21 protein-coding genes and 2 tRNA genes are annotated in these 23,055 nt (G+C 70.4%); 14 read left to right on the top strand and 9 right to left on the bottom strand.

The genetic code is table 11. From position 1 onward, the window contains the following. The first annotated feature begins 1 nt into the window (after window position 1). The 3 genes from CX1_RS03735 to CX1_RS03745 are packed head-to-tail and all read left to right on the top strand — an operon-like array spanning window position 2 to window position 3,940. Window positions 2-1,087 carry a potassium channel family protein gene (locus CX1_RS03735; RefSeq protein WP_240452456.1) on the top strand — a complete coding sequence of 362 codons (1,086 nt, stop codon included), beginning with the start codon at window positions 2-4 and terminating at the stop codon, window positions 1,085-1,087. Then, the gene (locus CX1_RS03740; RefSeq protein ID WP_060925307.1) at window positions 1,074-3,200 is read left to right on the top strand and encodes an ATP-dependent DNA helicase UvrD2; all 2,127 of its coding nucleotides are present in this window, start codon (window positions 1,074-1,076) and stop codon (window positions 3,198-3,200) included. The genes CX1_RS03735 and CX1_RS03740 overlap by 14 nt, the downstream gene beginning before the upstream one ends. A 59-nt stretch (window positions 3,201-3,259) precedes the next feature. Then, complete coding sequence (locus CX1_RS03745) at window positions 3,260-3,940, top strand: NAD(P)H-binding protein (protein WP_046650322.1); 681 nt, start codon at window positions 3,260-3,262, stop codon at window positions 3,938-3,940. 22 nt (window positions 3,941-3,962) lie between these two features. On the opposite strand, the gene CX1_RS03750 is transcribed toward CX1_RS03745, so the two are convergent. The 3 genes from CX1_RS03750 to CX1_RS03760 are packed head-to-tail and all read right to left on the bottom strand — an operon-like array spanning window position 3,963 to window position 6,418. After that, window positions 3,963-4,229: a hypothetical protein gene (locus tag CX1_RS03750; protein WP_046650324.1), complete on the bottom strand. Its 267-nt coding sequence runs from the start codon at window positions 4,227-4,229 to the stop codon at window positions 3,963-3,965. Window positions 4,230-4,239: 10 nt separating this feature from the next. After that, window positions 4,240-5,550 carry an ABC1 kinase family protein gene (locus CX1_RS03755; protein ID WP_046650355.1) on the bottom strand — a complete coding sequence of 437 codons (1,311 nt, stop codon included), beginning with the start codon at window positions 5,548-5,550 and terminating at the stop codon, window positions 4,240-4,242. Window positions 5,551-5,575: 25 nt separating this feature from the next. Then, window positions 5,576-6,418, bottom strand: a complete 843-nt coding sequence (locus CX1_RS03760) for a bacteriocin biosynthesis cyclodehydratase (RefSeq protein WP_146780636.1) — start codon at window positions 6,416-6,418, stop codon at window positions 5,576-5,578. Between the two features lie 82 nt (window positions 6,419-6,500). Here CX1_RS03760 and CX1_RS03765 point away from each other — a divergent pair, with 82 nt between their 5' ends. Further along, on the top strand, window positions 6,501-7,037 hold the full coding sequence (locus CX1_RS03765; RefSeq protein WP_046650325.1) for a YgjP-like metallopeptidase domain-containing protein: 537 nt from the start codon (window positions 6,501-6,503) through the stop codon (window positions 7,035-7,037). 51 nt (window positions 7,038-7,088) lie between these two features. Here CX1_RS03765 and CX1_RS03770 read toward each other — a convergent pair whose 3' ends face one another. Continuing rightward, window positions 7,089-8,564, bottom strand: a complete 1,476-nt coding sequence (locus tag CX1_RS03770) for a zinc-dependent metalloprotease (protein ID WP_046650326.1) — start codon at window positions 8,562-8,564, stop codon at window positions 7,089-7,091. Between the two features lie 104 nt (window positions 8,565-8,668). On the opposite strand from CX1_RS03770, the gene CX1_RS03775 reads away from it, so the two are divergent. Continuing rightward, the gene (locus CX1_RS03775; protein ID WP_046650357.1) at window positions 8,669-9,691 is read left to right on the top strand and encodes a YlbL family protein; all 1,023 of its coding nucleotides are present in this window, start codon (window positions 8,669-8,671) and stop codon (window positions 9,689-9,691) included. Here CX1_RS03775 and CX1_RS03780 read toward each other — a convergent pair. The 4 genes from CX1_RS03780 to CX1_RS03795 form a co-directional block, all read right to left on the bottom strand. Beyond that, window positions 9,678-12,434, bottom strand: a complete 2,757-nt coding sequence (locus CX1_RS03780; RefSeq protein WP_060925308.1) for an HAD-IC family P-type ATPase — start codon at window positions 12,432-12,434, stop codon at window positions 9,678-9,680. The genes CX1_RS03775 and CX1_RS03780 overlap by 14 nt on opposite strands. A 51-nt stretch (window positions 12,435-12,485) precedes the next feature. After that, window positions 12,486-13,886, bottom strand: a complete 1,401-nt coding sequence (locus tag CX1_RS03785) for an alanine/glycine:cation symporter family protein (protein ID WP_060925309.1) — start codon at window positions 13,884-13,886, stop codon at window positions 12,486-12,488. 101 nt (window positions 13,887-13,987) lie between these two features. After that, window positions 13,988-14,356: a CrcB family protein gene (locus tag CX1_RS03790; protein ID WP_052753172.1), complete on the bottom strand. Its 369-nt coding sequence runs from the start codon at window positions 14,354-14,356 to the stop codon at window positions 13,988-13,990. After that, window positions 14,346-14,750, bottom strand: a complete 405-nt coding sequence (locus CX1_RS03795; RefSeq protein ID WP_046650359.1) for a fluoride efflux transporter FluC — start codon at window positions 14,748-14,750, stop codon at window positions 14,346-14,348. The genes CX1_RS03790 and CX1_RS03795 overlap by 11 nt, the downstream gene beginning before the upstream one ends. 138 nt (window positions 14,751-14,888) lie before the next feature. Here CX1_RS03795 and pgm point away from each other — a divergent pair, with 138 nt between their 5' ends. The 8 genes from pgm to CX1_RS03835 all read left to right on the top strand — a co-directional run bounded on the left by pgm (window position 14,889) and on the right by CX1_RS03835 (window position 20,598). Beyond that, entirely contained in the window at window positions 14,889-16,544 is a 1,656-nt protein-coding gene (gene pgm, locus CX1_RS03800; RefSeq protein WP_046650327.1) for a phosphoglucomutase (alpha-D-glucose-1,6-bisphosphate-dependent), read from the top strand. Between the two features lie 22 nt (window positions 16,545-16,566). Then, the gene (locus tag CX1_RS03805; protein WP_046650328.1) at window positions 16,567-17,016 is read left to right on the top strand and encodes a DoxX family protein; all 450 of its coding nucleotides are present in this window, start codon (window positions 16,567-16,569) and stop codon (window positions 17,014-17,016) included. Between the two features lie 123 nt (window positions 17,017-17,139). After that, window positions 17,140-17,874 (top strand): DsbA family protein, encoded by a 735-nt coding sequence (locus tag CX1_RS03810; RefSeq protein ID WP_046650329.1) that lies wholly within the window; start codon window positions 17,140-17,142, stop codon window positions 17,872-17,874. 126 nt (window positions 17,875-18,000) lie between these two features. Continuing rightward, a tRNA-Ala gene (locus tag CX1_RS03815) sits at window positions 18,001-18,073 on the top strand. A gap of 61 nt (window positions 18,074-18,134) precedes the next feature. After that, window positions 18,135-18,207 (top strand) — tRNA-Ala (locus tag CX1_RS03820). Between the two features lie 118 nt (window positions 18,208-18,325). Beyond that, window positions 18,326-19,369: an alcohol dehydrogenase catalytic domain-containing protein gene (locus CX1_RS03825; protein ID WP_046650330.1), complete on the top strand. Its 1,044-nt coding sequence runs from the start codon at window positions 18,326-18,328 to the stop codon at window positions 19,367-19,369. Window positions 19,370-19,519: 150 nt separating this feature from the next. Beyond that, a complete protein-coding gene (locus CX1_RS03830; protein WP_046650361.1) occupies window positions 19,520-19,948 on the top strand; it encodes a pyridoxamine 5'-phosphate oxidase family protein in 429 nt (142 codons plus the stop codon). A 107-nt stretch (window positions 19,949-20,055) separates the two neighbouring features. Then, on the top strand, window positions 20,056-20,598 hold the full coding sequence (locus CX1_RS03835; RefSeq protein ID WP_060925310.1) for a TetR/AcrR family transcriptional regulator: 543 nt from the start codon (window positions 20,056-20,058) through the stop codon (window positions 20,596-20,598). Window positions 20,599-20,631: 33 nt separating this feature from the next. On the opposite strand, the gene nadE is transcribed toward CX1_RS03835, so the two are convergent. Beyond that, entirely contained in the window at window positions 20,632-21,495 is an 864-nt protein-coding gene (gene nadE / locus CX1_RS03840; protein ID WP_046650331.1) for an NAD(+) synthase, read from the bottom strand. 65 nt (window positions 21,496-21,560) lie between these two features. Between nadE and CX1_RS03845 the strand changes: the two genes are divergently transcribed. After that, window positions 21,561-22,949, top strand: a complete 1,389-nt coding sequence (locus CX1_RS03845; RefSeq protein WP_082719077.1) for a sugar porter family MFS transporter — start codon at window positions 21,561-21,563, stop codon at window positions 22,947-22,949. The last annotated feature ends 106 nt before the right edge of the window (window positions 22,950-23,055 follow it).

The raw sequence follows: 23,055 nt of genomic DNA on the forward strand, positions 1-23,055 counted from the left end.
GGTGCGCGACAGGATCCGCGATCGGTTCGGCGCCGACATCGAGTTGGACGACCTGCCGGACCACGCCCTGCTGGGCGTCATCCGCATGCCCGAGGCGGCGCGGAAGGGGCCGTGGCGCCTCATCGTGCGGCGGCTCGGTTACGCCCTGGCGCTGTTGCTCATCGCGGCGCTGGTCGTGTACGCGGACAAGGGCGGCTATTCGGAGCACATCAGCTTCGTCGATGCCCTGTACTACTCGGCGGTGTCGCTGTCGACGACGGGCTACGGCGACATCGCGCCGGTCACCGAACGGGCCCGCATCCTGAACATCCTGATCATCACCCCGCTGCGCGTGATCTTCCTGGCGCTCCTGGTCGGCACGACGCTGACGGTGCTGACGGAAGAGTCCCGCCGGGCACTGCAGATCCAGCGCTGGAGGAAGCAAATGCGCAATCACACCGTCGTCATCGGCTACGGAACCAAGGGACGATCGGCCATTTCCGCGCTGCTGGCGGACGGCGCCGATCCGTCGCAGATCGTCGTCGTCGACACCGACCAGCACGCCCTCGACCAGGCCAGCGTCCGGGGCCTGGTCACCGTGCACGGGTCGGCGACGAAGGCCGACGTGCTCAAACTCGCCGGCATCCCGCGGGCCCGTTCCGTCGTCGTGGCCCCGAACAAGGACGACACCGCCGTGCTGGTGACGCTGTCGGTGCGCGAGATCGCCCCGGGCGCGACCATCGTGGCATCGGTGCGCGAATCGGAAAACCGGCACCTGCTCACCCAGTCCGGCGCCGACCAGGTGGTCATCTCCTCCGAAACGGCCGGCCGCATGCTCGGCCTGGCCACCGTGACGCCGTCCGTGGTGGAGATGATGGAGGACCTGCTCAGCCCCGACGAAGGTTTCTCGGTGGCCGAACGCCTGGTCACCGAGGAAGAGATCGGCGCGAACCCGCGCCATCTCGCCGACATCGTGCTGGGCGTGGTGCGCTCCGGCGAGCTGTATCGCATCGACTCGCCGGAGTGCGAGTCCGTCGAGCCGGGCGACCGGCTGCTCTACGTCCGGCGCGTGCTCAGCGGGGAAGCCGATCCGGATGCCGTCAAATAGCCCCGTCCCCGGCGGCGGGGTGTCCCTGGACCCGGACCAGATGGAGGCGGCGACCGCCCCGCTGGGCCCGGTGTGCATCCTCGCCGGCGCCGGCACCGGCAAGACCCGCACCATCACCCACCGCATCGACCACCTGATCCGCTCCGGATTCGTGCAGCCGCAGAAGATCCTGGCCGTGACGTTCACGGCGCGGGCGGCGGGGGAGATGCGCGACCGGCTCACCGCGATGGGGTCGACGGGCGTGCAGGCCCGCACGTTCCACTCCGCGGCCCTGCGGCAGCTGCGCTACTTCTGGCCGCAGGTCGCCGGGGACCTGCCGTGGCGGTTGCTGGACAACAAGTTCTCCGTCGTCGCCCGCGCCGTCCGCGCCACCGGCCTGGACTCCGGCAAGGAGACCATCCGCGACGTCATGGGCGAGATCGAATGGGCGAAGGCGTCCCTGGTCACGCCGGAAGGGTACGCGGCGGCCGTCGACGAGCGCGGGCGGGTGGCCCCCGTGCCGGCCGACAAGCTGGCGAACGCCTACCGCACCTACGAGGACATGAAGACCTCGCCGGACGGCATGCTCCTCGACTTCGACGACCTGCTGCTGCACACCGCCGGCGCGATGGAGAATTCGCGGGCGGTCGCCGAGGAGTTCCGGGCGCAGTACCGCAGCTTCGTCGTCGACGAGTACCAGGACGTCACGCCGCTGCAGCAGCGCGTTCTCGACGCATGGTTGGGCGAGCGCGACGACCTGACGGTGGTCGGCGACGCCAACCAGACCATCTACTCGTTCACCGGCGCCACCCCGGAGTACCTGATGAACTTCTCGCGCCGGTTCCCCGACGCGACCGTGGTGCGCCTGCAGCGCGACTACCGGTCGACGCCGCAGGTGGTGCACCTGGCCAACGAGGTCATCGGCAAGGCGAAGGGCCGGCTGGCCGGGTCTCGCCTGCAGCTGATCGGCCAGCGCCCCGACGGCCCGGAGCCGGGCTACACCGAGTACGACGACGAGCCGCAGGAGGCCCGGATCGTCGCGCAGCAGATCCGCGGGTTGATTTCGTCGGGCACGGCGCCGTCCGAGATCGCCGTCCTGTACCGCGTCAACGCGCAGTCGGCGGTGTTCGAGCAGGCGCTCAGCGAGGCCGCGATCCCGTACCAGGTCCGCGGCGGCGAGGGCTTCTACCAGCGCCCCGAGGTCAAGCAGGCCGTGGCGGAGCTCATCCGAGTCGCCCGCCGCCCCGACGTGGCCACCACCGGCGACGGCACGGCGGGCACCACCGGCGAGGCGCTGCGCGGGCCGAAGCTCGCCGCGCTGGTGCGCCAAACGCTGGTGCCGCTGGGATTGACGAAGGAAGAGCCGGAGGGCGCGCAGGCCCGCGAGCGCTGGCAGTCGCTGGGTGCGCTGGCGGATCTGTGCGAGGAACTGGTCCACGCCGATCCGGAGCTGCGCATCGAGGGGCTGCTGGGCCAGCTGCGCACCCGCCAGCAGGCGAAGCAGCCGCCGACGGTGCAGGGCGTGACGCTGGCCAGCCTCCACGCCGCCAAGGGCCTGGAGTGGGACGCGGTGTTCCTGGTCGGTCTGACCGACGGCAACATCCCCATCCAGCACGCGCTGAAGAAGGGCGATGATTCGCAGGACGTCGAGGAGGAGCGCCGTCTGCTGTACGTCGGCGTCACCCGCGCCCGCGAGCATCTGGAACTGTCGTGGTCGCTGTCGCGGCAGGAGGGCGGCCGCCGCACGCGCCGCCGCAGCCGCTTCCTCGAGGGCCTCGACGTCCCCGGCCTGGCGAAGGCCGCACCTGCGCCGACGACCAAGAAGAAGCCGACGACGTGCCGCACGTGCGGGGGCCGCTTGACGACGAACGCCGAGCGCATCATCGGCCGCTGCTCGAAGTGCCCCTCGGACGTCGATCCGGCGCTGGTCGAGACCATCCGCGCGTGGCGCGCCGAAACCGCCCGCGAGATGTCGGTGCCGGCGTACGTGGTGTTCTCCGACGCGACGCTGGCGGCGATCGCCGAGGCGCGGCCGACGGATCCGGCGGGACTGCTCGCCGTGCCCGGCATCGGGCCGGTGAAGTTCGAGCGGTTCGGTCCGCAGCTGCTCGCGCTCATCGCGTCGGTGGGGTGAGCGCCGGGCCGTCGCCAAGCGAAAAAGCGGGGATCCCGCGGCATCGGTAGCGTGGGGCCATGCGAATCCACGTCATCGGAGCACACGGAAAAGTCGCGCTGCGGGGGCTGCCCCTGCTGGCGGCCGCGGGCCACGAGGTCGTCGGGGTGATCCGCAATCCGGATCACGCGGGCGAGATCGAGAAGACCGGCGCCGAGCCGCACGTCGTCGACATCGAACGCCTCGACGGGGACGGATGGAAGGCCCTGCTCGCCGATACTGACCTGGTCGTGTGGTCGGCCGGCGCCGGCGGCGGCGACCCGGAGCGCACCAAGTCGGTCGACGAGGTCGCCGCGATCGCGTCGATGGACGCCACCCCGCGCGATGCGGGCTACGTGATGGTGTCCTACTGGGGCGCGCGCCGCGACCACGGCGTCCCGGCGGACAATCCCTTCGTCCATTACGCCGACGCCAAGGCCGCGGCCGACGAGCACCTGCGGGGCTCGGGGCTGCGCCACGTGATCCTGAAGCCGGGCGCCCTGACGCTGGAGCCCGCCGGCAACGTGTACGTCGGCGACGACTCCGCGGACGTACCCGAGGGCGTCGAGGGCACCACCTCCCGAGCCACCGTCGCCGCGATGATCGCGCACGTGGTCGGCCGTTTCGACGAGCTCGTCGGCGATGGCCCGGGCGCGTCGCGCGAGATCGCGTTCCTCGACGGCGACGACCCGCTTTCCGAGGCCGTGGCAGCGCGGAACTAAACGCCGGGGCTCGATGGCCCGTTCACCCTCCGTCGCCGATGCGGGAGGCGGCGGACCAGGCGGCCTCGGCGTGGCCGATGGCCAAGTCGAGGGCGTCGGCGCAGGCGCGCAGTTCCTCGGCGACGGCGTCGGCGGCCTCGGCCGGGGTGATCACGGAAGAGTCGTCCACCGTCAAGGCCCGCCGGTCCCACACCTCCGCGCCGGCCACCAGCTGACGGACCTGGTCGACGATGCCCGACAGGGCCTCATGGGTCATGCCCACCTGCGCGTACAACTCCTGGGGTCGCATGGCGGTGACGCTACCGCGACCCGCCCAACCCCACCATCTCGGGATAATGCTCGGCGATGACCTGCCGGTACGGGGCCGGCGCCGACAGCTGCGACAGCACCGCGACGGCGCCGGCGAGGATGCGGTGGATCATGATGTAGCGCTTGGGCATCCCGAACTTGCGGCCCAGCTTCGACTGCGGCGACATCGGGTCCATGAACGGCCCCATCACCCGCTTGAGCCAGGCGACGGTGAACGTGAAATCGTCGTGCGACAGCGGCTCGGCGAAGGGCAGCAGGAACGCCTCGACCTCCTCCGGCGTCAGATCCTTCTCCCGGCCGCCGGTGACGTAGCCGTGGCGCACGGCCAGATCGAGCAGATCCTCCCGGCGCCCGTCGACGACCGCGGCGACGAGCTCGATCAGCGGCCGCGGCAGCCCCTCCGGCACATGGATGCACGCGCCGAAGTCGATGACGGTGAGCACGCCGTCGTCGCGGAGCAGGAAGTTCCCCGGGTGCGGGTCGGTGTGCATGCGGTGCACCAGGTCGGGGGAAGCGAACTCGAAGACGGTCAGGGCCTCGGCGGCGATGGACCGCTGCTCCGCGGTGCCGTGGTCGATGATCTCGCCCAGGCGCACGCCCTCCACCCATTCGCTGACCAGCACCTTCGGCGACGACGCGTACACCTTGGGCACGTGCAGGCGGGGTTCCTCGCCATGGCCGAATGAGGCGTGGAACGCCCGCTGGTGGTCTGCCTCGATGCGGTAGTCGAGCTCGTCGAGGACGTTGTCGGCGATTTCGTCGACCAGATCCGACATGTTCATGCCGTCCTCGAGCTGCTGCAGGATGGGCGTGATCACCTTCAACTGCCGCAGATCCGCCTTGATGGCCTTGTCGGCACCCGGGTACTGCACCTTCACCGCCACCGGCGACCCGTCCGACCACACGGCGCGGTGCACCTGGCCGATCGAGGCCGCGGCCACGGGCACGTCGTCGAATTCGAGGAAGCGGTCCCGCCACGCCGTGCCCAACTGCCGGTCCAGGACCCGGTGGACGGACGACGCCGGCAGGGGAGGGGCCTCCGCCTGCAGCGACCGCAGCGTGCCGGACAGTGGCTCGGCCAGTTCGTCGGGCAGGATCGGCGCGAAGATGCTCAACGCCTGCCCCACCTTCATCGCCCCGCCCTTGAGCTCGCCGAGCACCGCGGCCAGTTGTTCCGCCGTCTTGCGCGGGTTCGTCGCCCGGCTGCGGGGGTTCAGCGCGCGGGCACCCGCGGACAACGGCACCGACGCCAACTTCGCGGCGCGGCGGAACGGGGAACCGGACACCGACTGATCGCTCATGGGGGCCATTGTGCCCGTTATCGGATCATCGGCGAGGGGATCGGCCGCCGGCGGCGCACACCGGGCAGCGCGGATGCGGCAGCAGGGGGCGCACGCCCGACCGCAGCACGTGGGGGTCGACGAGCACTTCGGCGCCACGCAGGGGCCCGGGCGCGGCCAGCTGGGCCATGATCGTCGCCACCGTCGCGGCTACGGTCTCCGGCGGCGCGCCGCCCACCCGCCCCGCCAGCTGCAGCGCCAGCACGCGCCGCGCCGGATCGTCGTCCACGCGGTGCGCTTCGGCGCAGGCGGGGCACGGCGCCAGCGCATCCGGGGTCCACGGGCCGACCACGCCGGCCCCGTCGCGAAGCACCGCCGACAGGTGCGGGATCCCGCGTCCCCGCAGCGTCGACAACAGGGGCTCGTCCGGCACCTCGAAGCCGGTGAGCACCACGGTGCCGATGTCCGCGGTGGGGGTGCGTTCCAGCCACCGCCGGGTATCGCGGTCCGGGATGCGCGAGGCCGGCGTCCGGCCGCGCAGCCGCAGCGCGTCGACGAGCCGGTGGCGCAGGCCGTCGCGGCCGACGACGGTCACGGGCCCGGGTTCCCGCTGCTTGTCGACGAGCCCAGCCCGACGCAGTTCCGCGACCAGGGCCGTCGCGATCGCCGGGGACAATTCCGTGCCCGACAGTTCGGCTTCTAGGCACGATCCGCGCGTCGCGGACAGGAACGCGGAGAAGACCGGGCCGGGTGGCATCCCCTCCGGCAGCGGGAACACCACGCAAGTTCGCGGGTCCGCCCCGAACTGGATGCGGCCGCCCGGGCGCAGCAGCACCGGAACGTGGCGGTGCAGCAGCACCGGCGCGGATCCCCCGATCTCAACCCCCATGCCGACACTGAAGCACGCGGCCCCGGCGCGCGCACCCGGCCAATCGCCCCGTTTCACCCCCGAACCCGTCTACGCTGGGGGCATGGACCGCAGGCAACCGAAGCGCGAACGGCCCGACTACGGGCCCGACGTCGAGGTGCGGCGTTCCAAACGCCGCCGCCGCACGGTCTCCGCCCGCGCCGAGGGCAGCCGCATCGTGGTCATGGTCCCCGACGACCTGCCCGACTCGGAGGAGCGCCGGCAGATCGCCGAGATCGTCGAGCGCGTCCGCGACAAGGTAGGCAACAACCTCGACGACGCCGCGCTGGACAAGCGCGCCCGAAGGTTGGCCCGCACCGTGCTCGACGGCAAACCCCGCATTGAGTCCATCAAGTGGGTGCGCAACATGTCGAGGCGCTGGGCGTCGGTCACGGGCGATCCCGGCCGGATCCGCGTGTCGCACCGGCTCGCCGACGTCCCGGAATACGTGCTCGACGACGTCATCGTCCACGAGCTCGTCCACACCTTCATCGAGGACGGCCATTCCGACGAGTTTTGGGAATGGGCCGCGAAAGCCCCGCACCACGAACGGGCGCGGGGCTATCTGGAGGCGTACCAGCGCTGGGGAGTGCGGTCCTAGGCTGCGGCCGCCGGCGTTCGCCCGGTTCTCGTCGGCCCAGTTTTCGCCGGCCTAGTCTTCGTCGTCGCGCTTCTCGCGCTCGTCGCCTTCCTCGGCCTCCTTGCGCAGCTGGTCCTCCAGTGCCGCGATGGGGTCGAAGTCGTCGGAGGCGTCGCCGCCCAGCACGCCGTCGATGAACTCGGCGGAGTTGTCCAGGTCCTCGGCGACCGGCAGGAAGTCGGGGTGATCCCAGACGCCGTCGCGGCGCTCGACGCCCACGGCGGTGGTCAGGCGGCGCCACAGATCGGCGGCCTCCCGGACCTTCGGGGCGCCCAAGTCGATGCCGGTGGCCTTCTCCAGGGCCTGCTCCGCACCGCCGGTGACGCGGCGGCGGCGCCACGCCTCGTCGAGCTGCACCGCACCGGGCAGTCGCTCGCCCAGCGCGTCCTCGACCACCACGTCGACCCAGCCCTCGACCAGGGCCAGGAGGGTCTCCAGGCGGGTGCGGGCGTGCTGGTTGGCGGAGGTGATCTTCGGCGACAGGTCCATGTTCTGCATGGCCGACATCGCCTCCTGCAGCTTCGCCGGATCCTGCATCGACTCCAGATCCAGACCGCGGGCGGCTTCCTCGACCCCCGAGTAATCCATGACCAGGCCGGAGGCGTACTCCTCCACCGAGGAGATCATCCGCTCGGCCAGCCACGGCACCCGGTCGTAGAGGCGCTGGTGGGCGGCCTCGCGGGCGGCGGCGTAGACGTACAGCTCTCGGGCGGGCAGCTCCAGCTCCTCGGCCATGGCCGTCAGGTGCGTCGGCAGCAGCGCTGCGGCACCGGTGGTGTGCAGCGGCAATCCCAGGTCCGAGGCGGTCAGCGCGTCCTTGGCCAGGTCCGCCAGCGCCCCGCCGAGCTGGACGCCGAAGTTCATGGAGTTCATCCGGCTCATCATCCCGAGCATCGGGCCCATCATCTCGCGGGCCTGCTCCGGCATGCCGGCGACGGAGGCCTCGGCCATCTGCTCCGCCACGGGATCGACGATGCGCTTCCACGTGGGCAGGGTGTGCTCCAGCCACTGCAGCGAATTCCAGCCCTCGGCGCGGTTGGCGCCGGCGGGCAGCGTCGTGGCCTCGTCGAGCCACAGCTCCGCCAGGCGCAGCGCGTCGGAGAGCGCCTCGCGCTCGGAATCGCGCACCGGCGCCACCTGGCCGATGCGCTGGCGGGCGATGCGCTCGGTGACGGAATGGTCCACCGGCGCGCCGCCGGCGGCGTCCATCTGCTGGCCCATGCCGGACATCATTTCGCCCAGCTGGCTGAGGAAGTCGCCCAGGCCACCGGGGCCGCCGGGACCACCGGCGCCGCCCTGGCCACCCTGGCCGCCTTGTCCGGGCTGGCCGGGCATGCCGAAGCCGCCCAACGGGAACCCGAAGAAACCGAAGTCGCCGAAGGGGTTCTGGCCGCCGGAGCCGCCGGAGCCGCCCTGACCGCCCTTGTCGTCGCCCTTGTCGCGATCGTCATCGTCGTCGGGCGTGAATCCGAATCCCTGTCCAGTCATGCCCCCAACCGTACCGGCGGGGAGGTGCGCGGTCACTGAGCGCCAACCGGTTTTCCGCGGTGCTCGCGGAGGGCGAACACGATCCACCGGTAGGGTTGGCTTTCGTGAATCGCCGCACCAGAACTCTCCTCGTCGGCGCCGCGCCGATCCTGGCGCTGGCGGCCGTGCTGTCGTCGCCGTCCGTGCCCGTCCCCTTCGCGGCGGAAGGGCCGGGCCCGCTTTTCGACGTCCTCGGCGACATCGAGGGCCAAGAGGCGGTCGAGGTGACCGGCGGAGACCCGGATCCGTCGGCCGGCGAGCTGAACATGACCACGGTCGCGGTGGCCCACAGGCTGTCGCTGGCGCAGGTCATGGGCATGTGGGCGGACCCGGACCAGAAGGTGGTGCCCATCGAGTCGGTGTTCCCGCCGGGGCTGAGCCAGGAGGACGTCAAGGAGCGCAACGCTTTGATGTTCACCGACTCGGAGGCCAACGCCACGGCGTCGGCGCTGCGCCAGTTGGGGCTGCCGATCGAGGTCACCGTCGCACTGGTGACGGAAGGCGGCGCGGCGGAGGGGGCGCTCGAGGAAGGCGACGTCCTGCGCACCATCGACGGCGACGAGGTCGATCGCCCGGAAACCCTCCAGCGCACGGTCGCGGGCCACGCCCCGGGCGACCGCGTCGTCCTCGACGTCGTCCGCGACGGCGAACCCCGCGAGATCGAGGTCGAGTTGGGCGGGCACCCGGACGACGAAAACAGGGCGTTCCTGGGCATCGGCATGGCGGCTCAGCCGACGGGTGACGTGGAGGTCGAGTACAACGTCTCCGGCGTCGGCGGCCCGTCGGCCGGCCTGATGCTGTCGTTGGCCGTGGTGGACAAGCTCAGCCCCGGCGACCTCACGGAGGGCCGCCACATCGCCGGCACCGGTTCCATCGACGGCGTCGGCGTCGTCGGCCCGATCGGCGGCATCACCCACAAGATCGCCGCCGCCCGCGAAGACGGGGCCGAGGTGTTCCTGGTGCCCACGGACAATTGCTCCGAGGCGCTGACGGCGGACGCCGGCGACATGAAGCTGATCAGCGTCGGCACGCTCGATGCGGCGGTCGACGCCCTCGGCGACCCGAACGCCGCCCCTACCTGCGGATGAGCCGGCCGAGGGCCTTTTCGCCCTCGATGACCAGGAACAGCCCCGCGCCGATGGCGGCGATGAGGCCCCAGTGCGCCGCATCCAGCGGCGCCGAGCCGAACGCCGCCTGCATGAACGGCGCGTAGGTGAACAGCAGCTGCAGCGCGATCAGCGCGCCGACGGCGATCCATGACACCGGGTTGGTGGTGAACAGGTCGGCACGGAAGCTGTGCTCGCGCAGGTGGCGGGCGTTGAACAGGTACCAGATCTGGCCGACGACCAGCACGTTGACGGCCAGCGTCCGCGCGGTGCCCAGCTCCGCGCCCTGGTCCAGCGCCACGTAGAACAGCGCCATGGTCACGCCGCCGAGCAGCAACGACACCACGACGATGCGGATCCCCGCCATGGCGTCGAGAAGCGATGCCCCGGGGTCGCGCGGCGGCCGGTCCATGACGTCGGGCTCGGGGTCCTCGAAGGCCAGCGCGACGCCGAGGGTGACGGCGCAGACCATGTTGACCCACAGGATCTGCAGCGGCGTCAGCGGCAGCGTCAGATTCGCCATGACCGCGACGAACATGACCAGGGCCTCGCTGCCGTTGGTGGGCAGCATGTAGATGATCGTCTTGCGCAGGTTGTCGTAGATGGCGCGCCCCTCGCGCACGGCGTGGGCGATGGAGGAGAAGTTGTCGTCGGCCAGCACGATGTCGGCGGCTTCCTTCGTCGCCTCGGTGCCCTTGATGCCCATGGCCACGCCGACGTCGGCGCGTTTGAGGGCGGGGGCGTCGTTGACGCCGTCGCCGGTCATGGACACCACGTCGCCGCGCGATTGCAGCCCGCCGACCAACCGCAGCTTGTGCTCGGGGGAGGTGCGGGCGAAGACGTCGTGGTCGGCGGCCGCGCGGGCGAGTGCGGCGTCGTCCATGCGCTCGAGTTCGGGGCCGGTGATGGCGGGGATCGCCCCGGTGGCCGGATCGGGGTCGCCGATGCCCATTTCGCGGGCGATGGCGGAGGCGGTGCCGGCGTGGTCGCCGGTGATCATCTTCACGCGGATGCCGGCGGCCCGGCACCGCGCCACGGCCTCGATGGCCTCGGACCGCGGCGGGTCGATGATGCCGTAGAGCCCCACGAACGTGAACTCGCCGAGAGCGACGTCGTTTTCGTCGAGGTCCCCGTCGCTTTCCGACGTCCCGGCGCGGCGGCATGCGCCCGCCAGCACGCGCAGGCCCTGGTCCGACAAACGGTCGATTGCGGCGTCCCAGAAGCCCCGGTCCAGGTCCCGGACTTCGCCGGCGGGGCCGAGTTCGCGGGTGCACATGTCCAGCAGGCGGTCGGGGGCGCCCTTGAGCAGGACCGTGCCGGTCACCGCGTCGCCACCGTCCGGCGGTGCGGGGCACGGGGCGGGTGGCAGGTCCGCGGGTGCGGGGGCGTCGTCGTAGACGGCCATCCACTTGTTGTCGGAGTTGAAGGGCACGTCGCTGACGCGGTCGTCCGTGCCGCGGTGGTGACCGGCCTTGAGCGCGAAGACGCGCAGCGCGCCGTCGGTCGGTTCGCCGACGAGCGTCCAGCGGGAGTCCGCCGACCCGGTGGCGGGGATTTCCCGCACCTCCGATTCGTTGGCGCGGTCGGCGATGGCGGCCAGCATGCGCACGGCCGGGTCGTCGGAGACGGGCCCGGACAGGTCGCCGTCGGGGGAGTAACCGGTGCCGGAGACGGGGACCGGTCCGGCGGCGACGAACGCTTCGCGGACCGTCATTTCGTTCTTGGTCAGGGTGCCGGTCTTGTCGGTGCAGATCACCGACACCGACCCGAGGGTCTCCACCGCGCCGAGCTTGCGGGTGATGGAGTTGCGGCGGGCCATGACCTGCACGCCGCGGGCCAGGGCGATGGCCATGACGGCCGGCAGTCCCTCGGGGATCGCGGCGACGGCGAAACTGATGGCCTGCAGCCCGACGTCGATCAGCGCCGACCCGTGGACCAGGCGGGACACCGCCATGAGCAGCACCGCGAGCCCGACGACGAGGACCGTCAGCTGCGTGCCGAACTTCGCCATCGACTTCGTGAGCGGCGTTTCCAGCGTCTGCACGTCGCCGAGCATCTGGTCGATGCGGCCGATCTCGGTGCCGCGGCCGGTGCCGACGACGACGCCCGACCCGGTGCCCGCCACGGCGAGGGTGCCGGAAAACGCCATGGACGTGCGGTCGCCGATGCCGGCGTCGGCGGTCACGGGGTCGGCGCCCTTGGTCACCGGCTCGGATTCGCCGGTCAGCGGCGACTCGTCGACGCGCAGATCGGAGGTGCGCAGCAGACGCAGATCCGCGGGCACGCGGTCGCCGGCGCCGAGCACGACGACGTCGCCGGGCACCAGCTCATCGGCCGGGACCGTGGTCGGAGAGCCGTCGCGAAGCACCCGCGCCGATGCCGTGAGCATGTTCCGCAGCCCCTCCAGCGCCTTCTCGGCCTGCCCCTCCTGGATGAAGCCGATGAGCGCGTTGATCACCACCACCAGCACGATGACGGCGGTGTCGATCCAATGCCGCATCAGTGCCGTGACCACCGCCGCGCCGATGAGCACGTAGATCAGCGGATCGTTGAAATGGCCCAGAAAACGGCGGACGGCCCCCGCGCGTTCCGGTTCGGGCAACGCGTTGGGGCCGTGGACGCCGAGGCGTCGTGAAGCATCCGTCGAGGTCAATCCAGATTCGGACGAATCGACCAGGGACAGGGCTTCGGATCCGGGCAGGGCATGGGGCTCGTGTGCGGACATCGGCCCCAGGCTATCCGCGAACGGCGGATCGGGCCCGGGGCCGGGGCGCGCCTAGGAGACGCGGTGGCGCTCCCACTCGGCGACTTCCTTCGCCGACGCCCGCAGCTGCGGGTCGAAGTCCAGGTACGCCTTGGTTTCGCGGGCGATGAGGCCCGACAGGATCACCAGGCCGATGAGGTTCGGCAGGGCCATCAGGCCGTTGAGGGCCGAGGCGAAGGCCCACACGGTCTCCAGTTCGGTGACCGCGCCGAGGTAGACAACGCAGGTGAACACGAAGCGGTAGGGGACGGTGCCCATGCGGCCGACCAGCGATTCGAAGGCGCGCTCGCCGTAGTAGGACCAGCCGAGCATCGTGGAGAAGGCGAAGAAGACGATGGACAGGGTCACCAGATCCCCGCCGATGGTGCCGGGCAGGCCCTCGGAGAACGCGCGGGCGGTCATGGAACCGGGATCCTCGCCGCCCTCCTCCCAGGCGCCGGTGGTGATGATGACCAGGCCCGTGAAGGACACGACGATGAGGGTGTCGATGAAGGTCTGGGTCATGGAGACCAGGCCCTGGCGCACCGGGTGGGTGGTGGTCGCGGCCGCGGCGGCGATGGCGCCCGAGCCCATGCCGGACTCGTTGGAGAACAGGCCGCGGGCGACGCCCATCTGGATGGCCAGGATGATGCCCGCGCCGGCGAAGCCGCCGGCGGCGGAGGTGCCGGTGAACGCGTCGGTGAAGATCAGGGCGAGGGCGGCGGGGATGTCGGCGACGTTGGCCACGAGCACCCAGATCGCGGCGGCGATGTACAGGATGATCATCATGGGCACGAAGGCGGCGGTGAACCGGCCGATGGACTTGATGCCGCCGATGAGCACCGCGCCGACCAGGATGAACATGATGGCGCCGGTCGCCTGCACCGGAAGACCGAACGAGTTCTCCAGGTTGGTGGCGACGGCGTTGCCCTGGGTCAGGTTGCCGATGCCGAACGCGGCGATGGCCGCGAAGATGGCGAACGTGTAGGCCAGGACCTTGCCGAAGGTGTTCGGGATGGCCTTCTTCAGGTAGTACTGCGGGCCGCCGGACTGCTCGCCCGCGGCGTCGGTGGTGCGGAACTTGACGCCGAGGAACGCCTCGCCGTACTTGGACGCCATGCCGACGAGGCCGGTGACCCACATCCAGAACAGGGCGCCCGGGCCGCCGATGCCGATGGCCGTGGCGACGCCGACGATGTTGCCGACGCCGACGGTCGCGGCCAGCGCGGTGGCCAGCGCCTGGTACTGGGAGATGTCGCCCTCGCCGCCATCGTCCTTGCGGTCGATGAGGCCCAGGCGCAGGGACGGGCCGAGCATGCGCAGCTGCACGCCGCCGAGGCGGATGGTCAGCCACAGGCCCGTGCCCAACAGCAGCGGGATGAGAAGGAGGGGGCTCCAGACGAATGAGTCCAGGGCACTGAAGAATTCGTTCATGGGGGAGAAGTTACAGCCCCGCCACCCCGGTTCGGACGCGAACGGCCGGTCGGACGTGGGATTTAACGCGGGGCGCGCGTTTTTAACGCCCCCGAAACGGGTCAGCCGAGGAAAAGTCCCGCGGCCGCCGATCCGGTGACGATGGTCAGCACGGGATAACCCACCGCCCACCACGAGCGGGTCCGCGACAATTCGCCGATCTCGCGCGCCAGCGTCGACCACGTCGACAATGCGCCGGCGAAGCCCGCGCCGACGGCGGCCCACGCCAGGGTCCCGTCGCCCCACAGCGACCATGCAAAACTTGCGACGCCGCAGGCCACGACGTTGGCGAAGAACGTCCCCGGCAGCGCGCTGCACGCCACGCGGCCGGAGATCTCGCCGAACCAGTACCGGGCCATGCCGCCGATCGCCGCGCCGGCGGCGACGAGGAGCAGGTGGAACACGGCGGTCGCGGGGGAGTCAGTTGGCACGGGTCACCGCTTTCTCGCCCAGCCACGCGGTCAGGGGGCACAGGCCCAGCGTGACGACGACCCGAAGCGCCGCTTCGAGTTCGGAGGCGCCGTCGAGAAGCACGACGAACGCGGAGAACGTGGTGAATCCGCCCAGCAGGCCCGGGCCGAGCAGCGGCCACCACCGCGCCATCGCCGGCCGGCGCGCCGCCAGACCCGCCACGACTCCGATTGCGAAACACCCGGCGACGTTGACGATCACGGTGGACCAGGCGTCGTCAAGCAGGGAACCCATCGACCAACCGGCCAGCACGCGCAGGACCGCACCCAGGGCCGACCCCGCGGCGACCAACGCGTAGGCGCGGGGCCGCCCGCGATCGGTCTCGCCGGCCGGGGAAGGGGTGCACGTGGTCACCCCGCGCATGCTACCTCCCCCGGATGGCCGGTCCCGCCCTGCGGCCGCCCGTGAAAAGGGGAACACTGGAGGGGAAACGGTTAACGCCCCATCGGCCGGGAACGGGCCCGTACGGTGGCACGACAGCAGGAGGACCCCATGGCCCACGATCGCGCCGGGCAGCTCGCCCAGCCCCAGGATCTGATCGACGTCGCCGAGCTGGTGACCGCGTACTACACCCGCCACCCCGAGCCGGGCGACCCCGATCAGGCGGTGTCCTTCGGAACCTCCGGCCACCGCGGATCGTCGCTGGACACCGCGTTCAACGAGGACCACATCCACGCCACCACCCAGGCGATCGTCGACTACCGCACCGGCCAGGGCATCGGGGGGCCGCTGTACATCGGCCGCGACACCCATGGGCTGTCGGAGCCGGCCATGATCTCCGCGCTGGAGGTGCTGACCGCCAACGGCGTCACCGTCATGGTCGATGCGCAGGGCCGCTACACCCCGACGCCGGCCGTCAGCCACGCGATCCTGCGGCACAACCGCGACCTCGACGGCGGCCCGAACGGCTCCGACAAGCGCCGCGCCGACGGCATCGTGGTCACCCCCTCGCACAACCCGCCCCGCGACGGCGGCTTCAAGTACAACCCGCCCACCGGCGGCCCGGCCGACGCCGACGCCACCGACTGGATCGCGGCGCGCGCCAACGACTACCTGGCCGCGGGGCTCGACGGCGTCAAGCGCCAGTCGGTGGAGAAGGCCGGCGACCTGGTGGTCAAGCACGATTACATGAACGACTACGTCGCCGACCTGCCGAACGTGGTGAACATCGACGCGATCCGCGAGGCGGGCGTGAAGATCGGCGCCGACCCGATGGGCGGCGCGTCCGTCGACTACTGGGGCGCCATCGCCGACGCCCACGGCCTGGACCTGACGGTGGTCAACCCGCTTGTCGACGCCACGTGGCGGTTCATGACGCTCGACACCGACGGCAAGATCCGCATGGACTGCTCCAGCCCCGACGCCATGGCGTCGCTGATCGGCAACCGCGACAAGTTCGACGTCTCCACCGGAAACGACGCCGACGCCGACCGCCACGGCATCGTCACCCCGGACGCCGGGCTGATGAACCCGAACCACTACCTGGCCGTGGCCATCGATTACCTCTTCGCCAACCGCCCGGGCTGGGCCTCCGACACGGCCGTGGGCAAGACCCTGGTGTCGTCCTCGATGGTCGACCGCGTGGTCGCCGACCTGGGCCGAAAGCTCGTCGAGGTGCCGGTCGGCTTCAAGTGGTTCGTGCCCGGCCTGATGGACGGCTCCGTGGGATTCGGCGGCGAGGAGTCCGCCGGCGCGTCCTTCCTGCGCCACGACGGCACCGTCTGGTCGACCGACAAGGACGGCCTGATCATGGACCTGCTCGCCGCGGAGATCATCGCGGTGACCGGCAAGACCCCGTCGCAGCGCTACGCGGAGCTGGCCGACAAGTTCGGCGCCCCGGCCTACGCGCGCACCGACGCCGACGCCGACCGCGAGCAGAAGGCCATTCTGAAGAAGCTCTCGCCCGAGCAGGTCACCGCCGAGACCCTGGCCGGCGAGCCGATCACCGCCAAGCTCACCGAGGCGCCCGGCAACGGCGCGGTCATCGGTGGCCTGAAGGTGACCACCGAAAACGCCTGGTTCGCGGCGCGCCCGTCGGGCACCGAGGACAAGTACAAGATCTACGCCGAATCCTTCATGGGCACCGACCACCTCAAGCAGGTGCAGGCCGAGGCCCAGGACGTGGTCTCGCAGGTGCTGGGTTCCTGATGCCTTCCGAGCATCATCCCCGATGAACGCCGTATCCGGCGCGATCGGCTTCGTCGCCCGCTTAGGCCTGGCCATCGTGTGGCTGTGGTCGGGCACGGCGAAGCTGCTCGCGCCCCTGGACAGTGAACAAGCCATTGGGGCGTACGAGATCGTGCCCGCATCCTGGGTGCCGCCGTTGGCCGTGGCGTTGCCGGCGTTCGAGCTGGTGCTCGGCCTGATGCTGCTGGCCGGCGTGTTCCTGCGCGCCGCCGGCGTGGTGTCGGCGCTGGTGCTGGCGGGTTTCATCGTCGGTGTGGCGTCGGCGTGGGCTCGGGGCCTGAGCATCGACTGCGGCTGCTTCGGCGGCGGGGGATACGACGCCGATGCGGGACCGTCGTCGTATCTGGCGACCATGGGCCGCGACGCGCTGTTCCTGGCCATGGCGGCGTGGACGGCATGGCGGCCGTTCGAGAAGTTCGCGATCCGGCCGTGATCCGGCCGTGGTCCGATGGGATCGGCGGTGTCGCGCGGCAGGTGGTTGACGTGTCCAGAAACACCTCCCCGAATCACCCTCCGCGGGGTGACCTGCGCGACCCCGGCCGCTATCGTGTGATCCGTGAGCCAGAAAATCAAAAACCCGAATGAGAAGGGCTCCGGCTTCATCGTCGGCATCATCGCCCTCATCGCCATCGTCGCCGTGGTCATCGGCGTCGTCCTGTACATGGGGCGCAACCAGCCGATCGAGGGGCTTCCCGACGAGGACGTGTCGTTCTCGGTCCAGGCCGACGGCAACATCGTCCGCCTGGCCTCCGACGAGGCCGGTGACGACGCCGTCGTCGCCGAGGTCTACGAGGATTACTCGTGCTCGTACTGCGCCGAGATGGCCAACGGCGGCCACGCCGACCAGCTGGAGGCGCTGAACAACGGCGAGCTCGTCGTCGAGTACCACCCCCTGAACTTCCTGGACCGGGAGAACATCGAGGGCCATTCGACGAAGACCCTGGCGCTGATGAAGCGCGTGGCCGAGACCGGCGACGCACGCCTGTACTGGAACGTGCACACCCTCATGCTCGAGGACATCCAGTCCGCGGCGAAGTGGGATGACGAGCAGCTGGCCGAGCGCCTCGAGATGATGGGCGCTCCGTCGGATCTCGTCGACGACGTGCGCAACGGCGCGCTCGACCGGGACGCCGCGAACGCCATCGGCACCGCCAACGGCGAGAAGCTGTCCGGCGTCACCGGCTCCGTGTCCTCCCCGCACGTCATCGTCGACGGCGAAGAGGTCACCCCGAAGGAAGCCGGCACCCTGGGCGATTGGGTCAAGGTCGCGCTCGAGGCCGGCAAGGCGTAGTTTCGCCGCTCCCCGCGCAGGCGGGGGCCGGGCGGCCACCTGGGGATTTGGGTAATCCCCGGGTGGCCGTGTAATTTACAGGGAGTCCGAAGCGAGTGCCGGAAGGTGTTCGCCGACAGGCTTCACGGGGCTATGGCGCAGCTGGTAGCGCACCACACTGGCAGTGTGGGGGTCAGGGGTTCGAGTCCCCTTAGCTCCACTGGAAATCGGTTCGCCGGTTTTCCGTGGCCGCGAGAGTTCGCGGAAACACAATTCGATACGGGGCTATGGCGCAGCTGGTAGCGCACCACACTGGCAGTGTGGGGGTCAGGGGTTCGAGTCCCCTTAGCTCCACTTGAACGGCGGGGCCGCACCTGGAATTCCAGATGCGGCCCCGCCTTTTCGCGTCTCGGGACGCCGTCTCTGCAGTAACCTTGCGGGAACTTTCCCGGCACACGGAAGCGAGACCATCATGCGCGCGACCCTCATGTACGGCCCCGGCGACGTCCGCATCGAGGACGTCCCCGATGCCCGCATCGAACTGCCCACCGACGCGCTGGTCCGGGTGACGGCCAGCTGCATCTGCGGTTCGGATCTGCATCCGTATCACTCGATGGATCCCGCCCATGGTCCGGCGCGGATGGGCCACGAGTTCATCGGCGTCGTCGAGGACGTCGGTTCGGACGTCGCGACGCTGCGCAGGGGCGACCTGGTGGTGGCGCCGTTCGCGATCTCCGACAACTCCTGCGTCTTCTGCGTCGAGGGGCTGCATACTTCGTGCACCCACGAGCAGGCCGGGTTCTGGGACGGCGTCCCCGATCAGGGCGGCCAGTCGGAGGCCGTGCGGGTCCCGCTTGCCGACGGCACCCTGGTGAAGTTGCCCGTCGCGGAGGACTCGGCGCTGATTCCGTCGTTGCTCACGTTGTCCGATGTTTTCGGCACCGGCCATCACGCCGCGAAGTGCGGTGGCGTGACCCGGGGCAGCGCGGTGACGGTCATCGGCGACGGCGCGGTCGGTCTGATGGCGGTGCTCTCCGCGAAGAGGCTCGGAGCGGAGCAGATCGTTCTCATGGGCCGCCACCGCGATCGCACGGATCTCGGCCGTCGGTTCGGCGCCACCGATGTCGTGGCGGAAAGAGGGGAGGAGGGCATCGAGCGGGTCCGCGAGCTCACCGGCGGCCACGGTTCCGGCATCGTGCTCGAGGCGGTGGGGCACATGCCGGCGTACGAGCAGGCGGTCGGAGTCGTGCGTCCCGGCGGCGTGGTCAGCCGGGTGGGAGTGCCCCAGTATTCGCGGGCGAGGGTCGGGTTCACCAGTCTCTTCGGGCCGAACGTCCGATTGGCGGGTGGTCCGGCCCCGACGCGGGCCTACGTGGAGGAGCTCATGCCCGACATCCTCGACGGGACGATCGAACCGGGACTCGTCTTCGACGTGGTCACCGGCATCGACGGGATCCCGGGCGGATACCGGGACATGGATGAGCGGCGCAGCATCAAGGTCCTGGTTCGTCCCTGAGTCGGTGGCCAACCCAGTCGCCACCCCCTAACGGTGTTCGCCCGCCGAACGTTCGGCTACCTGCGGATATCCGATATGCGCACGTCAGGTGCGCAAATAGGGTCGCGGGCGGGTCTGCGTGAAAGTTCGAGCGGTGGAACAATGGGCGCCATGAGCGAAAACACCGACGTCATCCAGAACCTGTCCGACGAGGAATCCCTCGAGCTGCTGGCGACCAAGACCTTCGGTCGCCTGGTCGTGCGCCGCAAGGACGACATGGATCTGTTCCCGCTGAACTACCTGGTCCATGAGGGTGAGATCTACTTCCGCACGGCGGAGGGGTCCAAGCTGTTTTCCCTGACCCTCAACAATGACGTGCTGTTCGAGGCCGACAACGTCGACGGCGACTCGCAGGAGGCGTGGTCCGTCGTGGTGAAGGGCACCGCCCGCACGCTGTCATCGAACGCGGAGATCGAGGCGGCCGACCAGCTGCCGCTGAAGCCGTGGCTGCCGACCCTGAAGTACAACTACGTCGTGGTCTCGCCGAACGAGATCTCGGGCCGCAAGTTCCACCTGGGCGACGAGCCCGAGCGCTACTAGCGCAGTTGCGGACCGCCGGTTTCGTGAAACCGGCCCGCACCGTCGTTATCGGCGCTACCCTCCGGAATGTGACCAGCATCATAAATATTCCGGAGGGTGGTGCACCCATGACCGATGCACGCGAGATCGCCGCGCCCGGCCAGCATTCGCCGCGCGTCCAGCACATTCTCGATGAAGCGCGAACGATGCTGCGCGAGTCCGGCTGGCGCAACGTCAGCATGCGCCGCCTGGCCGCCCGCCTCGACGTCAAGGCCCCGTCGCTGTACAAGCACATCACGGGCAAGGACGAGCTCTATCGTCTGCTTCTCGACGAGACGCTGCGCAACCTCGGAGCCGCGCTGCATTCCGCGGTGGAGGAGGACTCCTGCCCGCGGTCGCTGCTCAAGGCGTACCGGCGGGCCGCCGCCGCCGACCCCCACGGCTACCGGCTGATCAGCCGCACCCGCGTGGTGAACATGGTCGAGCCGACGGACCTGGACCGGTGGATCCGCGAGCCCTTCACGCGCGTCACCGGCGGCGACGAAGCTCGCGGCCTGGCGCTGTGGGCCTTCGCCCATGGCCTGGTCACCGCCGAGCTGGTGCAGGATTCCGGCCACACCGCCGATCCCGTGTGGCTCGCCGGCGCCGACGCGTTCGCGCCGGAGGCCTAGCGGTTCGCTTTCCGGGCCAGTCCCTCCATTAGGTCAGTCCCGCCACCAATCATCGGCCGGGCCCGGGGGAGTGGCCCGCTTGTGGCGGCTGACCCGCCACAGCTTCTCGATGCGCGCCGCATCGGCGTCCGACACGTCGCGGCCCTCGAGGTAGGCGTCGATGGCCGCGTAGGTGACGCCCAGGGCGACCTCGTCGGGAAGTGCGGGGCGGTCCTCCTCCAGGTCCGCGGTGGGCACCTTCGTCCACGTCGACTCGGGCGCGCCGAGATGGTCCAGCAGCAATGCGCCCTGGCGCTTGGTCAGCCCCGCCAGCGGGACCAGGTCCACGCCGCCGTCGCCATGCTTGGTGAAGAAACCGGTGACGGCCTCGGCCGCGTGATCGGTGCCGATGACCAGCAACCCGCGCTCGCCGGCGATCGCGTACTGGGCGATCATGCGCTGGCGCGCCTTGACGTTGCCCTTGTTGAAGTCGCCGAGCTCGCGGACCTTCAGCGCCGCCGCCACGGCATCGTCGATGGCGGTGGTCGCGGGCTCGATGTCGACGACGACCGATTCGTCGGGATCGATGAACCGCAGCGCGATCTGCGCGTCGTCCTCGTCGGCCTGCACCCCGTGGGGCAGGCGCACCGCGATGAACACGGGGTCGGTCAGATGGTCGGGGGTCGTGCCGCCGGCGTCGGCCCGCACCCGCTCCACGGCCATCTGCGCCAGCCGGCCGGCCAGCGTCGAGTCTTGGCCACCGGAAATGCCCAGTACATAACCGCGGGCGCCGGTGGCGGCGAGGTAGTCGACGAGGAACCCCACCCGTGCCTCGATTTCCGCGGCCGGGTCGATCTCCGGCGAAACGTTCAGGTCGGCGATGATGCGCCCGCGGACGCTGTCCTTCGGAATCGTCATGGGCCCAGGGTACGTCGGAGACGTTTCCGGCCCGTTTCGGTGGCATGATTGCCCCCGTGAATGACATGACCAGTGCTCCCCGGGAGCCTCAGCCGCAACCCCCCGCCTCATCCGGCCGCGCCATCGCGGTCGCGGTGATCGCCGCGCTCGGCGGCCTCCTGTTCGGATACGACACCGGCGTCATTTCCGGTGCCCTGCTGTTCATCCAGCGCTCCTTCGAGCTCACGGCCGCGCAGGAATCGACGGTCACCGCGATGCTCCTGGTCGGCGCGGCCATCGGCGCCTTCACCGGCGGCCGCGTCGCCGACGCGATCGGCCGCCGGGCCACGGTGCTCATCGGCGCCGTCGGCTTCATCGTCGGCAGCCTGTGGTGCGCCATCGCCGGCTCCGCCTTCGAGCTCGGTGCCGCGCGGACGCTGCTGGGCGTGTGCATCGGCGCGGTGTCCATCGTGGTGCCCATGTACATCTCGGAGATGTCGCCGCCGCACATCCGCGGCCGCCTGGTCAGCCTCAACTCGCTGATGATCGTCATCGGCCAGCTGGTGGCCTTCCTCACCAACTCCGCGCTCGCCGACTCCGGATCGTGGCGCTGGATGCTGGGCCTGGGCGCCGTGCCCGCCGTCGTGCTGCTCATCGGCATGCTGCTGCTGCCGGACACGCCCGCCTACCTCCTGCGCCGGAACCGGCGCGACCGGGCGCTGAAGGTGCTGCGGGACATGCACGGTCCCCGGGCGGAGCTTTCCGACGTCGAGATCGCCGAAGGTTCCATGAGCGACGGGCAGCGCGCCGCCGAACGTGCCGCGCTGAAGGTGCCGTGGATCCGGCGGGCGGTGATCATCGCCATGCTCATCGGCGTCACGCAGCAGGTCACGGGCGCCAACGCCATCATGTACTTCGCGCCGACGATGATGAACAAGGTCGGCCTGTCCGCCGAGAACTCGGTGTACACGTCGATCCTCATCGGCACGGTCTCCGTCATCGCCTGCGCGGTGGGCATGAGCATCATCGACCGCGTCGGCCGCCGGAAGATGCTGATCATCGGCCTGACCGGCTGCGCGATCTCGCTGGCGGTCCTCGCCCCGGTCTACGGCTTGGCCTCGGACTCGTCGGCGGGGGCGATGGCGTCGCTGGCCCTGATGACCGTGTTCATCGCCTTCCAGCAGGCCGCGGTGTCCGTGGCCACGTGGCTGCTCATCTCCGAGATCGTGCCCGCCGAGGTCCGCGGCGCCGGCATGGGCATGGCGGGCCTGGCCCTGTGGGCCGCGAATTGGTTCGTCGCGCAGTCCTTCCTGCCGATGGTCGACGCCGTCGGCGGCTCGTGGTCCTTCCTCTTCTTCGCGGTCACCGGAGCCATGGCACTGGCCTTCACCTGGAAAATGGTGCCCGAAACCACGGGCCGTTCCCTGTCGGAAGTCAGCGCCGAACTGCGGGAAGCCGGCGCCGAGGCGTCGTAAAGCGCCGGCGCCGAGGCGTCGTAAAGCAGGGCTTTTTGTGGTTGAGGGGGCCGTTGGGTAACATGGCCGTTCGTGTCGTGGCGCCGCAGGTCGGTGCCACCGGGTT

The organism is Corynebacterium xerosis NBRC 16721 = ATCC 373 (genome assembly GCF_001552415.1).
Taxonomy (GTDB): domain Bacteria; phylum Actinomycetota; class Actinomycetes; order Mycobacteriales; family Mycobacteriaceae; genus Corynebacterium; species Corynebacterium xerosis.